The sequence below is a fragment of the Phenylobacterium sp. LjRoot219 genome, from assembly GCF_964252995.1.
In the GTDB taxonomy this organism is placed as follows: domain Bacteria; phylum Pseudomonadota; class Alphaproteobacteria; order Caulobacterales; family Caulobacteraceae; genus Phenylobacterium.
The window spans coordinates 518,885-533,202 of sequence record NZ_CAXUQI020000001.1 but is presented as its reverse complement, the minus strand read 5'-3'; the positions used below and the strand labels follow the sequence as shown (position 1 = coordinate 533,202).

Sequence of the window (14,318 nt, the reverse complement as noted above, 5' to 3'; positions counted from 1 at the left end):
CCTGTGGCGCGATCCACCTCCCCCGCTGCGCGGTGGAGGATCTAGGCCCAGATGCTCCACCGCAACGCGGGGGAGCTGTCGGCGAAGCCGACTGAGGGGGCGTTCGGCGCATGATCACGCCAGCGACCCGAGTTGCGGAACGCCGTCCTCGCCGAGCGGGGCTGCGGTGACGGCGCGGACCTGCGTCACGTCGAGCGGTCCGTAGAGGTGCGGGAACAGCGCCCCGCCGCGCGACGGCTCCCAGCGCAGCGCCGCGCCCAGGTCGTCGGCCTCGATCGCCAGCACCACCAGTTCGGCCTGACCGTGGAAGTGGCGACGCGCGGTCTCCTGGGCCTGTTCGGCCGTGGAGAAGTGGATGTAGCCGTCCTGCAGGTCGACCGCCGAGCCGGCGAAGCGGCCGGCCGCCTGAGCCGTCGCCCATTCGCCGCGCGGCAGGATCTTGTAGATGCGGCTCACGCCTCGCGCTCCGGATAGAACAGCCCGTCGGCGATCGCCCGACCGGCCGCGTCGATGTCGAACACCGCGACCGCCGCCGGCGGGAAATCGCGCAGCGCGCGCGCCAGGAACGACGCCGGCGCCGCGCCGTCGCGCATCAGGCTGACGGTCAGCTCCTGCAGGCCGGGATTGTGCGCCACCACCAGCACCGTGCCGCCGCCGGTCCCGGCGATCTCGGCCAGCCGGCGGATGGTCTTGGCCTCGGCGTTGTAGAGCGCCGGGTCGAAGCGCACCTCGCCGGCGGCCAGCGATTCGGCGGCGATCTCGAAGGTCTCGCGGGTGCGCAGCGCCGGCGAGACCAGCGCCATGTCGGCCTTGAAGCCGAGCGCCGCCAGTCGCGCGCCCATGGCCTTGGCCTCGCGCCGCCCGCGCGGCGCCAGCGGACGGTCGAAATCGTCGCCGCTGGCGGCTTCGGTTTCCGCCTTGGCGTGCCGCAACAGGATGAGCCGGTTCATCGTCGCCCCTTTCGCGCGCCTCTTAGCGGGCGAAACAGCGCCTGCGAAGCCATTGACACTGAAAGGGCTTGGCGGTCCAAGGCCTTCATGACCGAGACCGCCGCAGCGACCGCCGGCCCGGGGATCCACGGCGGGACGATGAGGTTCCCGGCGAGCAAGCCCCTGCGCCTGGATTCCGGGGCGCGCCTGGCGCCGCTGGAGATCGCCTACAACACCTACGGCACGCTGAACGCCGACCGCTCGAACGCGGTCCTGGTGTGCCATGCGCTGACCGGCGACCAGCACGTGGCGTCGGTGCATCCGACCACCGGCAAGCCCGGCTGGTGGGGCCGCGTGGTCGGTCCCGGCAAGCCGCTCGACCCGGAGCGCTACTTCATCATCTGCTCGAACGTCATCGGCGGCTGCATGGGCTCGACCGGGCCGGCCTCGACCGACCCGAAGACCGGCCAGCCGTACGGCCTGGCGTTCCCGGTGATCACCATCGGCGACATGGTGCGGGCCCAGGCGATGCTGATCGAGGCGCTGGGCATCGAGACCCTGTTCGCCGTGGTCGGCGGCTCGATGGGCGGCATGCAGGTGCTGCAGTGGGCGGCGGACTATCCGGAGAAGCTGTTCTCGGCGATCTGCATCGCCTCGGCGCCGCGCCATTCGGCGCAGAACATCGCCTTCCACGAGGTCGGCCGGCAGGCGATCATGGCCGACCCCGACTGGCGCGGCGGCGCCTACGAGCAGGCCAGCATGCGGCCGGAGAAGGGCCTGGCCGTGGCGCGGATGGCCGCGCACATCACCTATCTGTCGGAAGCCGCCCTGCAGCGGAAATTCGGCCGCGAGCTGCAGCGCGACGGGCTGTCCTGGGGCTTCGACGCCGACTTCCAGGTGGAGAGCTACCTGCGCCACCAGGGGGCCAGCTTCGTCGACCGCTTCGACGCCAACTCCTACCTCTACATCACCCGCGCGATGGACTACTTCGACCTGGCGGCCAAGCACGGCGGCGTGCTGACGGAAGCCTTCCGCGCCGCCCGCCCGGTGAAGTTCTGCGTGCTCTCCTTCTCCTCCGACTGGCTCTATCCGACCTCGGAAAGCCGCGACGTGGTGCGCGCGCTCAACGCCGCCGGCTGCCGGGCGAGCTTCGCCGAGATCACCAGCGACAAGGGCCACGACGCCTTCCTGCTCGACGAGCCGCAACTGGACGCCACCCTGCGCGGCTTCCTCTCGGCCCAGTCGCAGGCGCGGGGACTGGCCCCAATACCGGCCGCACCATTGGGATGACCGCCTTGCGCGAAGACTTCTGCGAGATCCTCCGGCTCGTGCGCCCGGGCGCGCGGGTGCTCGACGTCGGCTGCGGCGAGGGCGAACTGCTCGAGCTGCTGACCCGCGAAAAGCAGGTCGACGGCCAGGGGCTGGAGATCAGCCAGGAAGGCGTCTCGACCTGCCTCGCCAAGGGACTGGCGGTGGTGCAGGGCGACGGCGACCGCGACCTCGACTACTTCCCGACCCAGGCGTTCGACTACGCCGTGCTGTCGAAGACGCTGCAGCAGATGCGCGAACCGGCCCACGTGCTGTCGGAGCTGCTGCGGATCGCCGACCAGGCCGTGGTGTCGGTGCCGAACTTCGGCCACTGGCGGGTGCGCTGGGCGCTGCTCGCCACCGGCCGCATGCCGGAGACCCGCTCGCTGCCGGATCCCTGGTGGTCGACGCCGAACATCCACCTGTGCACGCTTCGCGACTTCGTCGAGCTGTGCCGCGAGCTCGACCTGCGGATCGACGCCTGCTCGGCGCTGTCGAACGGCAAGTCGGCGCGCCCGATCGATCCGCACAAGCCGATCGAGAACTGGCGCTCGGAGACCGCGCTGTTCCTGCTCAGCCGCCGCAGCACCCCGGCGCGCGCGCCGGCGCCGGTCGACCTGTTCGGGACCGCGCCGACGCCGGTCGAGACCGAGCCGAAGCGGCGCAAGGCGAAGGCGTAAGACCCGACCGACCGCCATCGGCTGAAGATCGGCCAATCATCGGCGCCGGGTCCTGCCGGCGCGGCCGGCGAAGGGGTTTTCTTGCGGGCATGGCGCTGAGGCGTCGAACCCAACAAGGAACCCAGCCATGCTCCGCAGCCTCCTCCCCGCGCTGCTCGCCGCCACCACCCTGGCCGTGGGCGCCGCCTCCGCTGAACCCGCGCCAGAACGCGTGACGATCGCCGTCCAGGTCGCCGACCTCGACCTGCAGAGCGACGCCGACGCCCAAGTGGCGCTGAACCGCATCCGCCGGGCCGCCCACACGATCTGCGGCGAGACCGACAGCCGGCAACTGGCCCGGCAGGCGATGATCGACTCTTGCGTCCGCGAAGCGGTCAACGCCACCGTGGCCACCTCATCCAGCCCGGCGCTGGCCGCGCTCAACGGCACGCCGCTGCGGGCGACGACGCTTGCGGCCGCAAACTGATCCCGTGCGCGGGCGGCTTCGCGCAGCCCGCCAACGGCGCTATCCTGGGGGCCCTCCCCCCGGAGCCTTAGCCGTCATGGGCGCGTCGCACGAAATCCTGGAGGCTCGCCGCATCGACCTAGCGAGCGAGCCCCCGCTGGCCATCGGCGAGCTGCGGCTGGAGCCGCGGCTGCGCCGTATCGTCGACGCCGCCGGCCACGAGGAGCTGCTCGAGCCGCGGGTCATGCAGGTGCTGGTCGCCCTCGTGCGGGCCCAGGGCGGCGTGGTCTCGCGCGATGAGCTGCTGCAGTCCTGCTGGAACGGCGCGATCGTCGGCGAGGACGCGATCGAGCGCGTCCTCGGCCGGATCCGGCGCCTGACCCAGCGCTTCGCGGGCCTGCGCCTGGAGACCGTGACCAAGGTCGGCTACCGGCTGCTGGCCGACGCGCCGGCGGCCAGCCTGACGGCCGAGACGCCGGCGACGGCGCGCCAGCCGTCGGTCGTCGTGCTGCCGTTCCTCAACATGAGCGACGACCCGCAGCAGACCTACTTCAGCGATGGGATGACCGAGGACGTCATCACCGACCTGAGCAAGGTCTCGGCCCTTTCGGTGCTGGCGCGGACCACCTCCTTCTCGCTGCGCGAGGTCGCCACCCCGGTGCCCGAGCTCGCCGAGCGGCTGGGCGTCACCCACGTGCTGGAGGGCAGCGTGCGCAAGGCCGGCGGCCGGGTGCGGGTCACCGCCCAGCTGGTCGACGGCGCCTCCGGCACCCACCTGTGGGCCGAGCGCTACGATCGGGCGAGCTCCGACGTCTTCGCCCTGCAGGACGAGCTGACCGGGGCGATCGTCGAGGCCCTGCGCCTACGGCTGCTGCCCGAGGAGCGGCAGGCCATCGTGCAGCGCCGGACGCACAATCCCGACGCCTATGAGCTCTACCTGATGGCGCGCCGCTACTACGAGGGTGGCGGCATCGATTCCGGCGAACTGCGGCAGCTCGAGGTGATCGAGCGGCTCTGCCGCCGCGCCGTCGACCTGGACCCCGAATTCGCCCAGGCCTGGTCGCTGATGGCGGTCTCGCAGACCGCCCTGCTCTGCCACCTGTCGGCGCCCGGCGACGGCGGCCGGGCGGCGATCGAGCGGGCGCTGGCGCTGGATCCCGACCAGGCCGAGCCGCATGCGATCAGCGCGCGCTACCTGCTGCAGGACGGGCGCATGGACGAGGCCTGCGCCGAACTCGACATCGCGCTGCGGCTCGATCCGGACTCCGCCCTCGTGCACGCGGTCACCGGCCGCTTCCACTACGTCCAGCGGGAGTTCGCCAAGTCGGTCCCCCACCTCGAGTATTCGACCAACGCCAGCGAGATCTGGGCCGCCGAAGCCGGGTTGCTGCTGTCCAGCTACAACGCGCTCGGCGACGTCCCCGGCATGCGCGCCACGGCCCAGAAGATCTGGGCGCGGGCCGAGAAGGTGCTGGCCCGGGACTACGTCAATCTCGGCGGCATCGGCTGCGGGGTCAGCGCGCTGGCGGCGCTGGGCGAAGTTGAGCGCGCCCGGACCCTGGTCGACCGCGCCCTGCTGATCGCCCCGGACAACGGGCGCATGCTCTACAACTTCGCCTGCGGGCTGAGCGCCTTCGTCGGCGACCACGACGGGGCGCTGAAGCTGCTGGAGCCGGTCTTCAAGGAGTGCTCCGTCGGCCTGCTGCGGCACGTCGCGCACGATCCGGACCTCGACGCGATCCGCAAGGACCCGCGCTTTATCGCCATGATCGAGGCGGCGGCGACGCGGCTGGGGCTGGAGGAGCTTCCGAGCTGAGGTCGAGATCCTCCCCCTCAGGGGGAGGTGGCCCAAAGGGCCGGAGGGGGTTGAAGCCCCCCGGTGTCAGCGGCTTGCAACCCCCTCAGTCGCTACGCGACAGGTCCCCCTGAGGGGGAGCATCTTGGCGCTCACCCCGCGATCGCCGCGGCGTCGCGGTCGCCGGTGCGGATGCGCAGCGCCTGTTCGAGGTCGAGGACGAAGACCTTGCCGTCGCCGATCTTGCCGGTGTTGGCGGTGCGCGCCACGGCCTCGACCACCGCGTCGGCGATGTCCGACGGCACGGCGATCTCCAGCTTCACCTTGGGCAGCAGCTTTATTTCGTACTCCGCCCCCCGGTAGACCTCGGTCTTGCCGCGCTGCCGGCCGTAGCCGCGCACCTCGGTGACGGTGAGGCCCGAGGCGCCCGCTTCGGTGACGGCGTCGAGCACCGCGTCCAAGCGGCTGGGCTTGATCACCGCGATGATCATCTTCATGGGCGCGCGCCTCCGGCTAAAACCTGCAAAGGACAAGCTACGGCTTTCGCGCGGGCTCTCCAAGACCGCCGCGCGAGACGGGCGCCGCCGCGCCCGGCGACAGCACCGGCCGGACCGCCCGCCCCAGCACCCGCGCCGGCCGCGGCTTGACCGCGAAGGTCTGCTTGACCGCCTCCATCAGCACTAGGCCGGAGACCCCGGGCGCCAGCCGCGAGCCGACCTGTTCGAAGCCCTCGGCCCAGCGCGCCATCCAGGCGACCGGCGGCACATAGAGCGCGCGGGTCCAGCCGGACGGCTCGAGCTCGGCCTCGCGCAGCAGCTCGGCGAGCTGGCCGCGGGTGTAGGGCCGGCCATGGCCGAAGGGGGTCCGCTCGAGGTTCGCCCACGGCCCGTTGCGCGAGGCGACGGCGACGATCACCCGACCGGAGGGCGCCAGCACCCGCCAGATCTCGCGCAGCAGCGCCACCGGGTCGGGCGATTCCTCGATCGCGTGCACCGCCAGGATGCGGTCGAACAGGGCGTTGGTGAACGGCAGGGCGTCCTCGGCCACCAGGGTCGCCAGATTGTGCTGTCCGCCCGGCCAGACCTCGACGCCCTGCTGCGCCGGCATGGCGGCGATCACCCGGCGCGCCTGCTCGAGCCCCGCCAGGAACGGCGTCGCATAGCCCACGCCCAGCACGTCGAGGGCGTGGGCGTCGCCCCAGGCCTCGGCCACCTTGCGCGCCACCATGGTGCGCGCGGCGCGGCCGAGGTCCGACGCGTAGAACTGGCGTAGCTCGAGGACGTCCCTGCGCATTCAGGCCCGTGTCTGTTGCATCTCGACCAGCACCGCTGGACCGTGACGGAGCGCCAACCTAAATGGCTGGACTGGCGCTGTCGCCACCGGAGAAACTTAGGGATGCCCGTCACCGTCCACCAGTTTCCCTGCCTGCAGGACAACTACGGATTCCTGGTGCGCGACGACGCCACCGGGCTGGCCGCCTGCATCGACACCCCGGACGCCGGGGCGATCCTGGCGGAGCTGCAACGGCTCGGCTGGCGGCTGGCGCTGATCCTCAACACCCACTGGCACCCCGACCACGCCGGCGGCAACGCCGAAGTGCAGGCCGCGACCGGCGCCCAGGTGGTCGGCCCCGCCGAGGTCACCCGCATCGCCCAGCTGGACCGCGAGGTGCGCGGCGGCGACCATGTGATGCTCGGCGAGACCCGCTTCGAGGTGATCGAGAGCGGCGGCCACACGCTGGGCCACATCGCCTACTACGACGCCGCCGACCACCTGGCCTTTGTCGGCGACACCCTGTTCGCCCTGGGCTGCGGCCGGCTGTTCGAGGGCCAGCCCGACCAGATGTGGGCCAGCCTGCAGCGCCTCGCCGCCCTGCCGGACGACACCCGCGTCTACTGCGCCCACGAATACACCGCCTCGAACGCCCGCTTCGCGCTGTCGGTCGACGACGACCCGACGGTCGCCGCGCGCGCCGCCGAGGTCTTCGCCGCGCGCGAACGCGGCGAGCCCACGGTGCCGACCACCATCGGCCTGGAGAAGGCGACCAATCCGTTCCTGCGCGCGCCCAAGCTCGCCGCCCGGATCGGCGCGGCCGGCCAACCGGACTATCAGGCCTTCGCCGCGGTGCGCGCGGCCAAGGACGTCTTCAAGGGATGAGGCCCGGCGCCAGCCGTTAGAGCCCTTCCCACTCGCGATGGATCACGCGAGTGGATGAGAAGGGCTCTCACTCCAAGACGACGACCCTGTTTATCCCGCCTGCCTTGCCTCAAGTCAGGCGGGACAGGGTCTAGGGGCTGGCCGCGAGCACGATGCGTTCCGACGACGGCCGGCCGGCCAACCCTTGGGTCGGCGCGACGGTGATCTTCATCACGCCGTTGGCCAGTTGCGCGCTGGAACGGCGGCCTTCGCTGAGCCGCACCTGCTTGACCTGGGCCAGCGCCGCACGCCCGTCCGGCCGCCGGCTCAGCCGCACTATCGCCTCGCTGGCGACCAGGGCGGCGTCGGCGATCAGCGCCGACGAGGCGGGCGTGGCGTCGGCGTCGAAGGCGATCAGCCGCCGCGCCGCCTTGCTGGAGCGGGCGCTGGCCTGGGCCAGCCGCTCGAGCAGCGCCTGCGGGCCCATCGGCTGCAGCTTCAGCGGCGCGCCATTGCCGGTGAGCGCCGCGGCCGAGCCGCCCGGCCGCCGGTCGGTGAAGATGGTGACGCCGCCCAGCCGGGTCGCGCGCAGCACCGGTTCGCCGAGGTCGTTCTTGTAGATGACGTCGCCGCGCGGCGCCGGCTGCGCCTGCAGCGCCCAGACCTCCGGGCTGTCGTCGAACTTCAGCAGCACCCGCCCCTGGCTGCGGTCGACCACGAAGGCGCCGCCGTCGGATACGTAGCGGGCGACCGGCGGGGCGGGGAGCTGGCGCGAGTCGCCGCCGCCGAACAGGCCCTGCCGCAGGCTTTCCGGCGCCGCCCAAGCGGGCGCAGCGCAGGCCGACACGAGCGCCGTCGCTGCGAACATGGCCCGGCAATTCGCGCGTAGGTCGCCCGTCATGACTCCGTTCTAGATGCCGTCCGACTGGGGCGCTTTTTGGACGTGCGAACGGCCCCTATCCGGGCATGAACTGAGCCCCGCCAATGGTCAAGCTTGTGCAGGCGCCATACTGGGCCCCTCGCGTCCGCTCCTCGGGCGAGGAGCGGACCTTAAGGTTGCCGTCCGGCCTAGTCAGACCTTCTCGACGCAGACGGCGACGCCCATGCCGCCGCCGACGCACAGGGTGGCGAGACCTTTGGTCGCGGACGAGCGCTTCAGCTCGTGCAGCAGGGTGGTCAGGATCCGCGCGCCCGAAGCGCCGATCGGGTGGCCGATGGCGATCGCCCCGCCGTTGACGTTCACCTTCGCCGGGTCGAGGCCGAGCTCGCGCACCACGCAAAGCGCCTGGGCGGCGAAGGCCTCGTTGGACTCGATCAGGTCGATGTCGGCGACCGACCAGCCGGCCCGCTCCAGCGCCTTGCGGCTGGCCGGGATCGGCCCGGTGCCCATCACCTCCGGCTCGACGCCGGCGTGCGCCCAGGAGGCGATCCGGGCGATCGGGGTGAGCCCGCGGGCCTGGGCCTCCTTGGCGGTCATCAACACCACCGCCGCGGCCCCGTCGTTGAGCCCCGAGGCGTTGCCGGCGGTGACCGAGCCGTCCTTGGTGAAGGCCGGCTTCAGACCGGCGATGCTCGCCAGCGTCACCCCGTGGCGGATGTACTCGTCCTGGTCGACCACCACGTCGCCCTTGCGGGTCTTGATGACCACCGGCGCGATCTCGTCGGCGAACCGGCCGGCCTTCTGGGCGGTCTCGGCGCGGTTCTGCGAGCTGACGGCGAAACCGTCCTGGTCCTCGCGGGTGATCTGCCAGCGGGCGGCGATGTTCTCGGCGGTCTGGCCCATGTGATAGCCGTGGAAGGCGTCCCACAGACCATCCTTGATCATGGTGTCGACCATGCCGAAGTCGCCCATCTTCACGCCGTTGCGCAGCTGGGCGGCGTGTGGCGACTGGCTCATGCTTTCCTGACCGCCGGCGACGACGATCTTCGACGAGCCGTCCTGGATCTGCTGGGCGCCCAGCGCCACGGCGCGCAGGCCCGAGCCGCAGAGCTGGTTCAGCGACCAGCCCGGCGAAGTGATCGGCACGCCGGCTTTCACCGCCGCCTGGCGCGCCGGACCCTGGCCAGCGCCGGCCTGCAGCACCTGGCCCAGGATCACCTCCTCGACCTCGGCGGCGGAGATGCCGGCGCGCTCCACCGCCGCCTTGATCGCCACCGCGCCGAGCTCGTGCGCCGGGAGGCTGGACAATGCGCCGTTGAAGGAGCCCACTGGGGTGCGGGCGGCGGAGACGATGACGATGTCGCTCATATGGGAAAAGCTCCTGGAGAGGCGGAGATCAACGTTATCCAGCTAGGTGCATGCTGCGACTGCGGGCAACCGGCAACCGCTGAAAGTTCAAACATTTCCTATTAAGATCGCATCCGCGATACTGCAGTGCAGAAAACGGCCGCGGGCGTCGCGGCCGCCAAAAAAACAAGGACTTGGGATGGCGAGCACCCAGGAGACCGGCGCCCCGCAGGACGCGCGGGTCGTGATCAAAAAATACGCGAACCGACGGCTCTACAACACCGCGTCGTCCAGCTACGTGACCCTCGAGCACCTCGCCGACATGGTGAAGAAAGGGGTCGACTTCGTCGTCTACGACGCCAAGACGAACGAAGACATCACCCGCACGGTGCTGACCCAGATCATCTTCGAGGAGGAGAGCCAGGGCGAGAGCCTGCTGCCGATCCAGTTCCTGCGGCAGCTGATCGGCTTCTACGGCAACTCCATGCAGGCCTTCCTGCCGAGCTACCTGGAGCTGTCGCTGAGCGCCTTCTCCCAGCAGCAGGAGCAGCTGCGCAGCCAACTGGCGTCGATCGGCCAGACCACCTCCGGCATCGGCGGCTATGAAGACCAGGTCCGGCAGAACCTCGCCCTGTTCGACCGGGCGATGAAGATGTTCTCGCCGTTCGCCTTCGCCAAGGCCGGCGAGGCCGCCGCAGCCGCCGCCCCGCCGCCGGCCGCCCCACCCGCCGCCGCGGAGCCCGCGCAGGACGACGCCATGGCCGAACTGCGCAAGCGGATGGAGGAGATGCAGGCGCAGATCGAGAAGCTGGCCTCGAAAAGCTAACCTCGCAGCGCGAGCGTTTCTTAACTGTCCGCGCGCAAGGATGACCGCCTGATGACCTCTTCGATCGACCCCATCCGCCGCGCCGCCCGGTTGCGGCGCGCCCGCGCCGCAGCCGACCGGGTCGAGGCGGCCGCCGCGGCCGAACACGCCATCGGCCTGCCGGTCCCGCAAGGGGCCGCCTACACCGTGCCGCCGTCCCCGGAGGCGCCGGCCAGCGCCGCGGTGTTCGACGCCCAGCTGCTCGGCCAGGACGGCCAGAAGCGCGGTCTTCGCGCCGGCCCGGCGGCGATCGACAGCGCCTCGGCCAGCTACAACCGGGTCGAATGGTCCGGCTCGAAAGACCGCCGCGCGCGCACCGGCCGCTTCAAGACCGAAATCTGAAGACCGTTACTGACCGCCGGCAGATCCTGCTGAGCAGAAGGCGCCGCGGCGCCCCGTCAACGCAGCGACGCCCCTAGGGCCGCGGCTGGCGCAAGTCTTGCTCCACCCAGGCCATGCTGCAACTGGCCTCCCGCTTCTTCGACATCGCCGTGGTCGCGCTGATCTTCACGGCGCTGACGTAAGCGCGCCCAGATGCTCCCCCTCAGGGGGAGTATCCACCGCCCCTACCCCTCGTCGACCGCGCCGGGATTGCGGGCGCGGGACTGCAGCCACATCACGCCGTAGAGGTCCGACAGCGAGGCCCACAGGCGGCCGAGGTTGGTGTACTTCGAGCGGCCGGTCTGGCGGTGGCGATGGTTCACCGGGCGGAACTCGGTGCGGTAGCCCTCGCGCAGCATCAAGGCCGGCAGGTAGCGGTGGATGTGGTCGAAGTAGGGGAGCCGCAAGAAGGCCTCGCGCCGGAACGCCTTCAGCCCGCACCCGGTGTCGTTGGCGGTGTCCTTCAGGAGCCGCTTGCGCACGCCGTTGCCGATCCGCGAGGCGATCTTCTTGCCCTGGCTGTCCTGGCGCTTGACCCGCTCGCCGCCGACCAGGGCCAGCTCCGGCGGACCGGCCAGCAGGGCGTCGACCAGGGCGGGACCGTCGGCCGGATCGTTCTGGCCGTCGCCGTCGAGGGTGACGATCACCGCCCCGCGCGCGCCGAGGATGCCGGTGCGGATGGCGCGGCTCTGGCCGGAGTTCTTGCCGTGGCTGAGCACCCGCAGCTGCGGGATCTCGCTGCGCAGCGCCAGCAGGGCCGCGCGCGTGCCGTCGCGGCTGGCGTCGTTGACGAAGATCAGTTCGAAGCTTCGCCCGGCGAAGGCGGCCGCCACCTCGCGCGCAAGCGCGGGCGCGGCGCCCTCCTCGTCGAAGACCGGGATCACTACAGAGATGTCGGGGGCGGAAGCCATGGCCCTCCCATAGCGGAAAAGGCCGCGCAGGAAAGGATCGTGCTATCACCGCGACCATGACGCTCGACGGACAACTGGCGCGGCTGAGCCGCGGCTGGCGCGGCCCTGCGCTGGCGGCCCTGATCGCCTTTCTCGCCGGATTGCCCGGTCTGCTCGCGGTCCCGCCGCTCGACCGCGACGAATCGCGCTTCGCCCAGGCCACGGCGCAGATGCTCGAGAGCCGCGACTTCGTGGTCATCCGCTACCAGGACCAGCCGCGCTTCAAGAAGCCGGTCGGCATCCACTGGATGCAGGCCTTCAGCGTCTCGCTGTTCTCCGATCCGGCGGTGCGCGCCATCTGGGCCTACCGCCTGCCCTCGCTGGCCGGGGCGATGCTGGCGGCGGCGGCCTGCGCCTGGGGCGCCGCCGCCTTCTTCGGCCGGCCGGCCGGGCTGCTGGCCGGGGCGCTGCTCGGCTCGACCCTGCTGCTGTCGACCGAGGCGCTGATCGCCAAGACCGACGCCATGCTGTGCGGGATGACGACCCTGGCCATGGCGGCGCTGGCGCGGATCTACGCCGCCGCCCGCGACGGCCCGCCGGCGCCGCGCAGCGCGGTGTGGCTGTTCTGGACAGCGATCGGCGTGGCGGCCCTGGTCAAGGGGCCGATCGGGCCGATGACCGTGGCCCTGGCGATCGTGCTCTTGGCGCTGCTCGACCGCCGCCCCGCCTGGCTGGTCGGCCTCAAGTGGTGGTGGGGCCTGGTGATCGTCGCGGTGATCGTCGGCCCCTGGGCCGGCGCGGTGACCGTCGCCACCGACGGCGGCTTCTGGACCCAGGCGTTCGGCGGCGACCTGGCCCCGAAGCTGGCCGGCGGCCAGGAGACCCATGGCGCGCCGCCCGGCTACCACACCCTGCTGGCGCCGCTGCTGACCTTCCCGATGACGCTGCTGCTGCCGGCCGCGGCGGTCACCGCCTGGCGGCGCTGGCGCGAGCCCGGCGTGCGCTTCGCGATCGCCTGGCTGGTCCCGGTCTGGCTGGTGTTCGAGGCGATGCCGACCAAGCTGGTGCACTATCCGCTGCCGGCCTACGGCGCCCTGGCCTGGCTGGCCGCCGCCGCCCTGGTCGAGCCGATCGGCCCGCGGGCGCGCTGGACCGGCGCGATCCTCAGCGCCCTGGTCGGCCTGCTGCTCGCCGCCGCCGTCGGCTACATCCTGGCGACCTACGGCGACCGCAGCGACGCGCCCGTCGCGGTGATCGCCGCGGTGCTGCTGGCCGCCGCCGGCCTGGTCGGCGCGGCGCTGCTGGTCCGCGACAAGCCGCGCGAGGCGGCGATCGCCGCGATCCTGCTGGGCGCTGCCGGCCACGCAGCGCTGACCGCCGGCGTCGCCCCCCGGCTCGAGCCGCTGTGGCTCTCGGCCCGCGTCGAGGCGGCGCTGGAGCAGGCCCGGCTGCTGCCCCGCCAGGGGGTCGCCGACGCGCCGGTGGCGGTCACCGGCTACGCCGAGCCCAGCCTGGTGTTCGCGCTCGGCACCCCGACCGAACTCACCACCCCGGAAGCGGCCGCCCAGGCGATCGCCGAGAACCGCCCGGCCGTGGTCGAAGACCGCAAGGCCGCCGCCTTCCATCGCGCGCTGGCGAGCCTGGGCGTGCAGGCGCGTCAGGTGGGCGCGGTGAAGGGTCTGGACTATTCCAACGGGGATGAGATGACGCTGCGGATCTACGTCGCCGCCACCGCCGCAGGAGTTTCCCCGTGAGCCGCCGCATCGAAATCGTCGAAGTGGGCCCGCGCGACGGGCTGCAGAACGAGAAGGCCCTGCTCGAGGTCGACCAGAAGCTGAGGTTCATCCATCGACTGGAGGACGCCGGCGTTCGGCGGATCGAGACCGTCTCCTTCGTCAATCCGAAGCGCGTGCCGCAGATGGCCGGCGCCGAGGAGATCAGCGCCGCCCTGCCGCGCCAGGCCGGCCGTTCGCGCATTGGCCTGGTGCTCAACGAACGCGGCTGGGACCGCTGCGTCGAGGCTGGCTGCGACGAGGCCAATGTGGTGGTCTGCGCGTCCGACGGCTTCGGCATCCGCAACCAGGGCGCCTCCACCGACGAACAGATCGCCGCGCTGCGCGCCATCGCCGCCAAGCGCGCGCAGTACGGCGGGCCGCCGATCACGCTGACCGTCACCGTGGCGTTCGGCTGCCCGTTCGACGGCGAGGTCTCCGACGAGCAGATGCTGAAGGTGGTCCGCGTCGCCGACGAGCTGAAGCTGCCCGAGGTGGCGATCGCCGACACCATCGGGGTGGCCGATCCCTGGCTGGTCCGCCGCCGCATCGAGCTGGCCCGCCAGGCCGCCCCGGACACCCGGCTGCGGATGCACTTCCACGACACCCGCAACACCGGCCTGGCCAACGCCTTCGCCAGCGTCGAGGCCGGCGTCGACGTGCTGGACGCCAGCTGCGGCGGCCTCGGCGGCTGCCCGTTCGCGCCGGCCGCCACCGGCAACATCGGCACCGAGGACCTGGTCTACATGCTGGAGCGCGCCGGCTTCGACACCGGGCTGGACCTCGACCGGCTGATCGAAACCGGCCGCTGGATCAACGGCCTGCTGGACAAGGCCCCCGCCGCCGCGCTGAGCCGCGCAGGGGTGTTTCCGGCGAAGGCGGTCTGATCC

Annotated in this window: 17 protein-coding genes; 10 read left to right on the top strand and 7 right to left on the bottom strand. The window is 71.9% G+C overall.

Annotated elements, in window-relative coordinates; all coding sequences use genetic code 11:
- Positions 1-114: 114 nt before the first annotated feature.
- Positions 115-456 (bottom strand): DUF952 domain-containing protein, encoded by a 342-nt coding sequence (locus ACSQ14_RS02685; protein ID WP_436009459.1) that lies wholly within the window; start codon positions 454-456, stop codon positions 115-117.
- Positions 453-950 (bottom strand): SixA phosphatase family protein, encoded by a 498-nt coding sequence (locus ACSQ14_RS02680; protein ID WP_436009457.1) that lies wholly within the window; start codon positions 948-950, stop codon positions 453-455. The genes ACSQ14_RS02685 and ACSQ14_RS02680 overlap by 4 nt, the downstream gene beginning before the upstream one ends.
- Positions 951-1,037: 87 nt before the next feature.
- Between ACSQ14_RS02680 and metX the strand changes: the two genes are divergently transcribed.
- From metX to ACSQ14_RS02660, 4 genes are all read left to right on the top strand, one after another.
- Positions 1,038-2,219 carry a homoserine O-acetyltransferase MetX gene (gene metX, locus ACSQ14_RS02675; protein WP_436009455.1) on the top strand — a complete coding sequence of 394 codons (1,182 nt, stop codon included), beginning with the start codon at positions 1,038-1,040 and terminating at the stop codon, positions 2,217-2,219.
- Positions 2,216-2,917, top strand: a complete 702-nt coding sequence (gene metW / locus ACSQ14_RS02670; RefSeq protein ID WP_436009453.1) for a methionine biosynthesis protein MetW — start codon at positions 2,216-2,218, stop codon at positions 2,915-2,917. The genes metX and metW overlap by 4 nt, the downstream gene beginning before the upstream one ends.
- A gap of 127 nt (positions 2,918-3,044) precedes the next feature.
- Positions 3,045-3,383 carry a UrcA family protein gene (locus ACSQ14_RS02665; protein WP_436009451.1) on the top strand — a complete coding sequence of 113 codons (339 nt, stop codon included), beginning with the start codon at positions 3,045-3,047 and terminating at the stop codon, positions 3,381-3,383.
- 76 nt (positions 3,384-3,459) lie between these two features.
- Positions 3,460-5,178 (top strand): TPR end-of-group domain-containing protein, encoded by a 1,719-nt coding sequence (locus tag ACSQ14_RS02660; protein WP_436009449.1) that lies wholly within the window; start codon positions 3,460-3,462, stop codon positions 5,176-5,178.
- A gap of 131 nt (positions 5,179-5,309) precedes the next feature.
- On the opposite strand, the gene ACSQ14_RS02655 is transcribed toward ACSQ14_RS02660, so the two are convergent.
- The gene (locus ACSQ14_RS02655; protein WP_436009447.1) at positions 5,310-5,654 is read right to left on the bottom strand and encodes a P-II family nitrogen regulator; all 345 of its coding nucleotides are present in this window, start codon (positions 5,652-5,654) and stop codon (positions 5,310-5,312) included.
- A gap of 37 nt (positions 5,655-5,691) precedes the next feature.
- Positions 5,692-6,450: a class I SAM-dependent methyltransferase gene (locus tag ACSQ14_RS02650; RefSeq protein ID WP_436009445.1), complete on the bottom strand. Its 759-nt coding sequence runs from the start codon at positions 6,448-6,450 to the stop codon at positions 5,692-5,694.
- A 102-nt stretch (positions 6,451-6,552) separates the two neighbouring features.
- Between ACSQ14_RS02650 and gloB the strand changes: the two genes are divergently transcribed.
- Positions 6,553-7,314 carry a hydroxyacylglutathione hydrolase gene (gene gloB, locus ACSQ14_RS02645; protein WP_436009443.1) on the top strand — a complete coding sequence of 254 codons (762 nt, stop codon included), beginning with the start codon at positions 6,553-6,555 and terminating at the stop codon, positions 7,312-7,314.
- Positions 7,315-7,444: 130 nt separating this feature from the next.
- Here the strand turns inward: gloB and ACSQ14_RS02640 are convergent, their stop codons facing one another.
- Positions 7,445-8,161 (bottom strand): DUF4908 domain-containing protein, encoded by a 717-nt coding sequence (locus ACSQ14_RS02640; protein ID WP_436009441.1) that lies wholly within the window; start codon positions 8,159-8,161, stop codon positions 7,445-7,447.
- 204 nt (positions 8,162-8,365) lie between these two features.
- A complete protein-coding gene (locus ACSQ14_RS02635; protein ID WP_436009439.1) occupies positions 8,366-9,541 on the bottom strand; it encodes an acetyl-CoA C-acetyltransferase in 1,176 nt (391 codons plus the stop codon).
- 178 nt (positions 9,542-9,719) lie between these two features.
- On the opposite strand from ACSQ14_RS02635, the gene phaR reads away from it, so the two are divergent.
- From phaR to ACSQ14_RS02620, 3 genes are all read left to right on the top strand, one after another.
- Positions 9,720-10,346 carry a polyhydroxyalkanoate synthesis repressor PhaR gene (gene phaR, locus ACSQ14_RS02630; RefSeq protein WP_436009437.1) on the top strand — a complete coding sequence of 209 codons (627 nt, stop codon included), beginning with the start codon at positions 9,720-9,722 and terminating at the stop codon, positions 10,344-10,346.
- A 51-nt stretch (positions 10,347-10,397) separates the two neighbouring features.
- Positions 10,398-10,727: a hypothetical protein gene (locus ACSQ14_RS02625; RefSeq protein ID WP_436009435.1), complete on the top strand. Its 330-nt coding sequence runs from the start codon at positions 10,398-10,400 to the stop codon at positions 10,725-10,727.
- A 113-nt stretch (positions 10,728-10,840) separates the two neighbouring features.
- Positions 10,841-10,909: a hypothetical protein gene (locus ACSQ14_RS02620; protein WP_436015337.1), complete on the top strand. Its 69-nt coding sequence runs from the start codon at positions 10,841-10,843 to the stop codon at positions 10,907-10,909.
- Positions 10,910-10,951: 42 nt separating this feature from the next.
- Here the strand turns inward: ACSQ14_RS02620 and ACSQ14_RS02615 are convergent, their stop codons facing one another.
- Complete coding sequence (locus ACSQ14_RS02615; RefSeq protein ID WP_436009433.1) at positions 10,952-11,677, bottom strand: glycosyltransferase family 2 protein; 726 nt, start codon at positions 11,675-11,677, stop codon at positions 10,952-10,954.
- Between the two features lie 56 nt (positions 11,678-11,733).
- On the opposite strand from ACSQ14_RS02615, the gene ACSQ14_RS02610 reads away from it, so the two are divergent.
- Together ACSQ14_RS02610 and ACSQ14_RS02605 are read left to right on the top strand one after the other, a co-directional pair.
- Positions 11,734-13,410 (top strand): ArnT family glycosyltransferase, encoded by a 1,677-nt coding sequence (locus ACSQ14_RS02610; RefSeq protein WP_436009431.1) that lies wholly within the window; start codon positions 11,734-11,736, stop codon positions 13,408-13,410.
- Positions 13,407-14,315, top strand: a complete 909-nt coding sequence (locus ACSQ14_RS02605) for a hydroxymethylglutaryl-CoA lyase (protein WP_436009429.1) — start codon at positions 13,407-13,409, stop codon at positions 14,313-14,315. Before ACSQ14_RS02610 ends, ACSQ14_RS02605 begins: the two co-directional genes overlap by 4 nt.
- The last annotated feature ends 3 nt before the right edge of the window (positions 14,316-14,318 follow it).

Coding starts and splice junctions, on each gene's coding strand:
- ACSQ14_RS02680 (WP_436009457.1), bottom strand. CDS start 950: ATGAACCGGCTCATCCTGTTGCGGCACGCCAAGGCGGAAACCGAAGCC.
- metX (WP_436009455.1), top strand. CDS start 1,038: ATGACCGAGACCGCCGCAGCGACCGCCGGCCCGGGGATCCACGGCGGG.
- metW (WP_436009453.1), top strand. CDS start 2,216: ATGACCGCCTTGCGCGAAGACTTCTGCGAGATCCTCCGGCTCGTGCGC.
- ACSQ14_RS02665 (WP_436009451.1), top strand. CDS start 3,045: ATGCTCCGCAGCCTCCTCCCCGCGCTGCTCGCCGCCACCACCCTGGCC.
- ACSQ14_RS02660 (WP_436009449.1), top strand. CDS start 3,460: ATGGGCGCGTCGCACGAAATCCTGGAGGCTCGCCGCATCGACCTAGCG.
- ACSQ14_RS02655 (WP_436009447.1), bottom strand. CDS start 5,654: ATGAAGATGATCATCGCGGTGATCAAGCCCAGCCGCTTGGACGCGGTG.
- ACSQ14_RS02650 (WP_436009445.1), bottom strand. CDS start 6,450: ATGCGCAGGGACGTCCTCGAGCTACGCCAGTTCTACGCGTCGGACCTC.
- gloB (WP_436009443.1), top strand. CDS start 6,553: ATGCCCGTCACCGTCCACCAGTTTCCCTGCCTGCAGGACAACTACGGA.
- ACSQ14_RS02640 (WP_436009441.1), bottom strand. CDS start 8,161: ATGTTCGCAGCGACGGCGCTCGTGTCGGCCTGCGCTGCGCCCGCTTGG.
- ACSQ14_RS02635 (WP_436009439.1), bottom strand. CDS start 9,541: ATGAGCGACATCGTCATCGTCTCCGCCGCCCGCACCCCAGTGGGCTCC.
- phaR (WP_436009437.1), top strand. CDS start 9,720: ATGGCGAGCACCCAGGAGACCGGCGCCCCGCAGGACGCGCGGGTCGTG.
- ACSQ14_RS02625 (WP_436009435.1), top strand. CDS start 10,398: ATGACCTCTTCGATCGACCCCATCCGCCGCGCCGCCCGGTTGCGGCGC.
- ACSQ14_RS02615 (WP_436009433.1), bottom strand. CDS start 11,677: ATGGCTTCCGCCCCCGACATCTCTGTAGTGATCCCGGTCTTCGACGAG.
- ACSQ14_RS02610 (WP_436009431.1), top strand. CDS start 11,734: ATGACGCTCGACGGACAACTGGCGCGGCTGAGCCGCGGCTGGCGCGGC.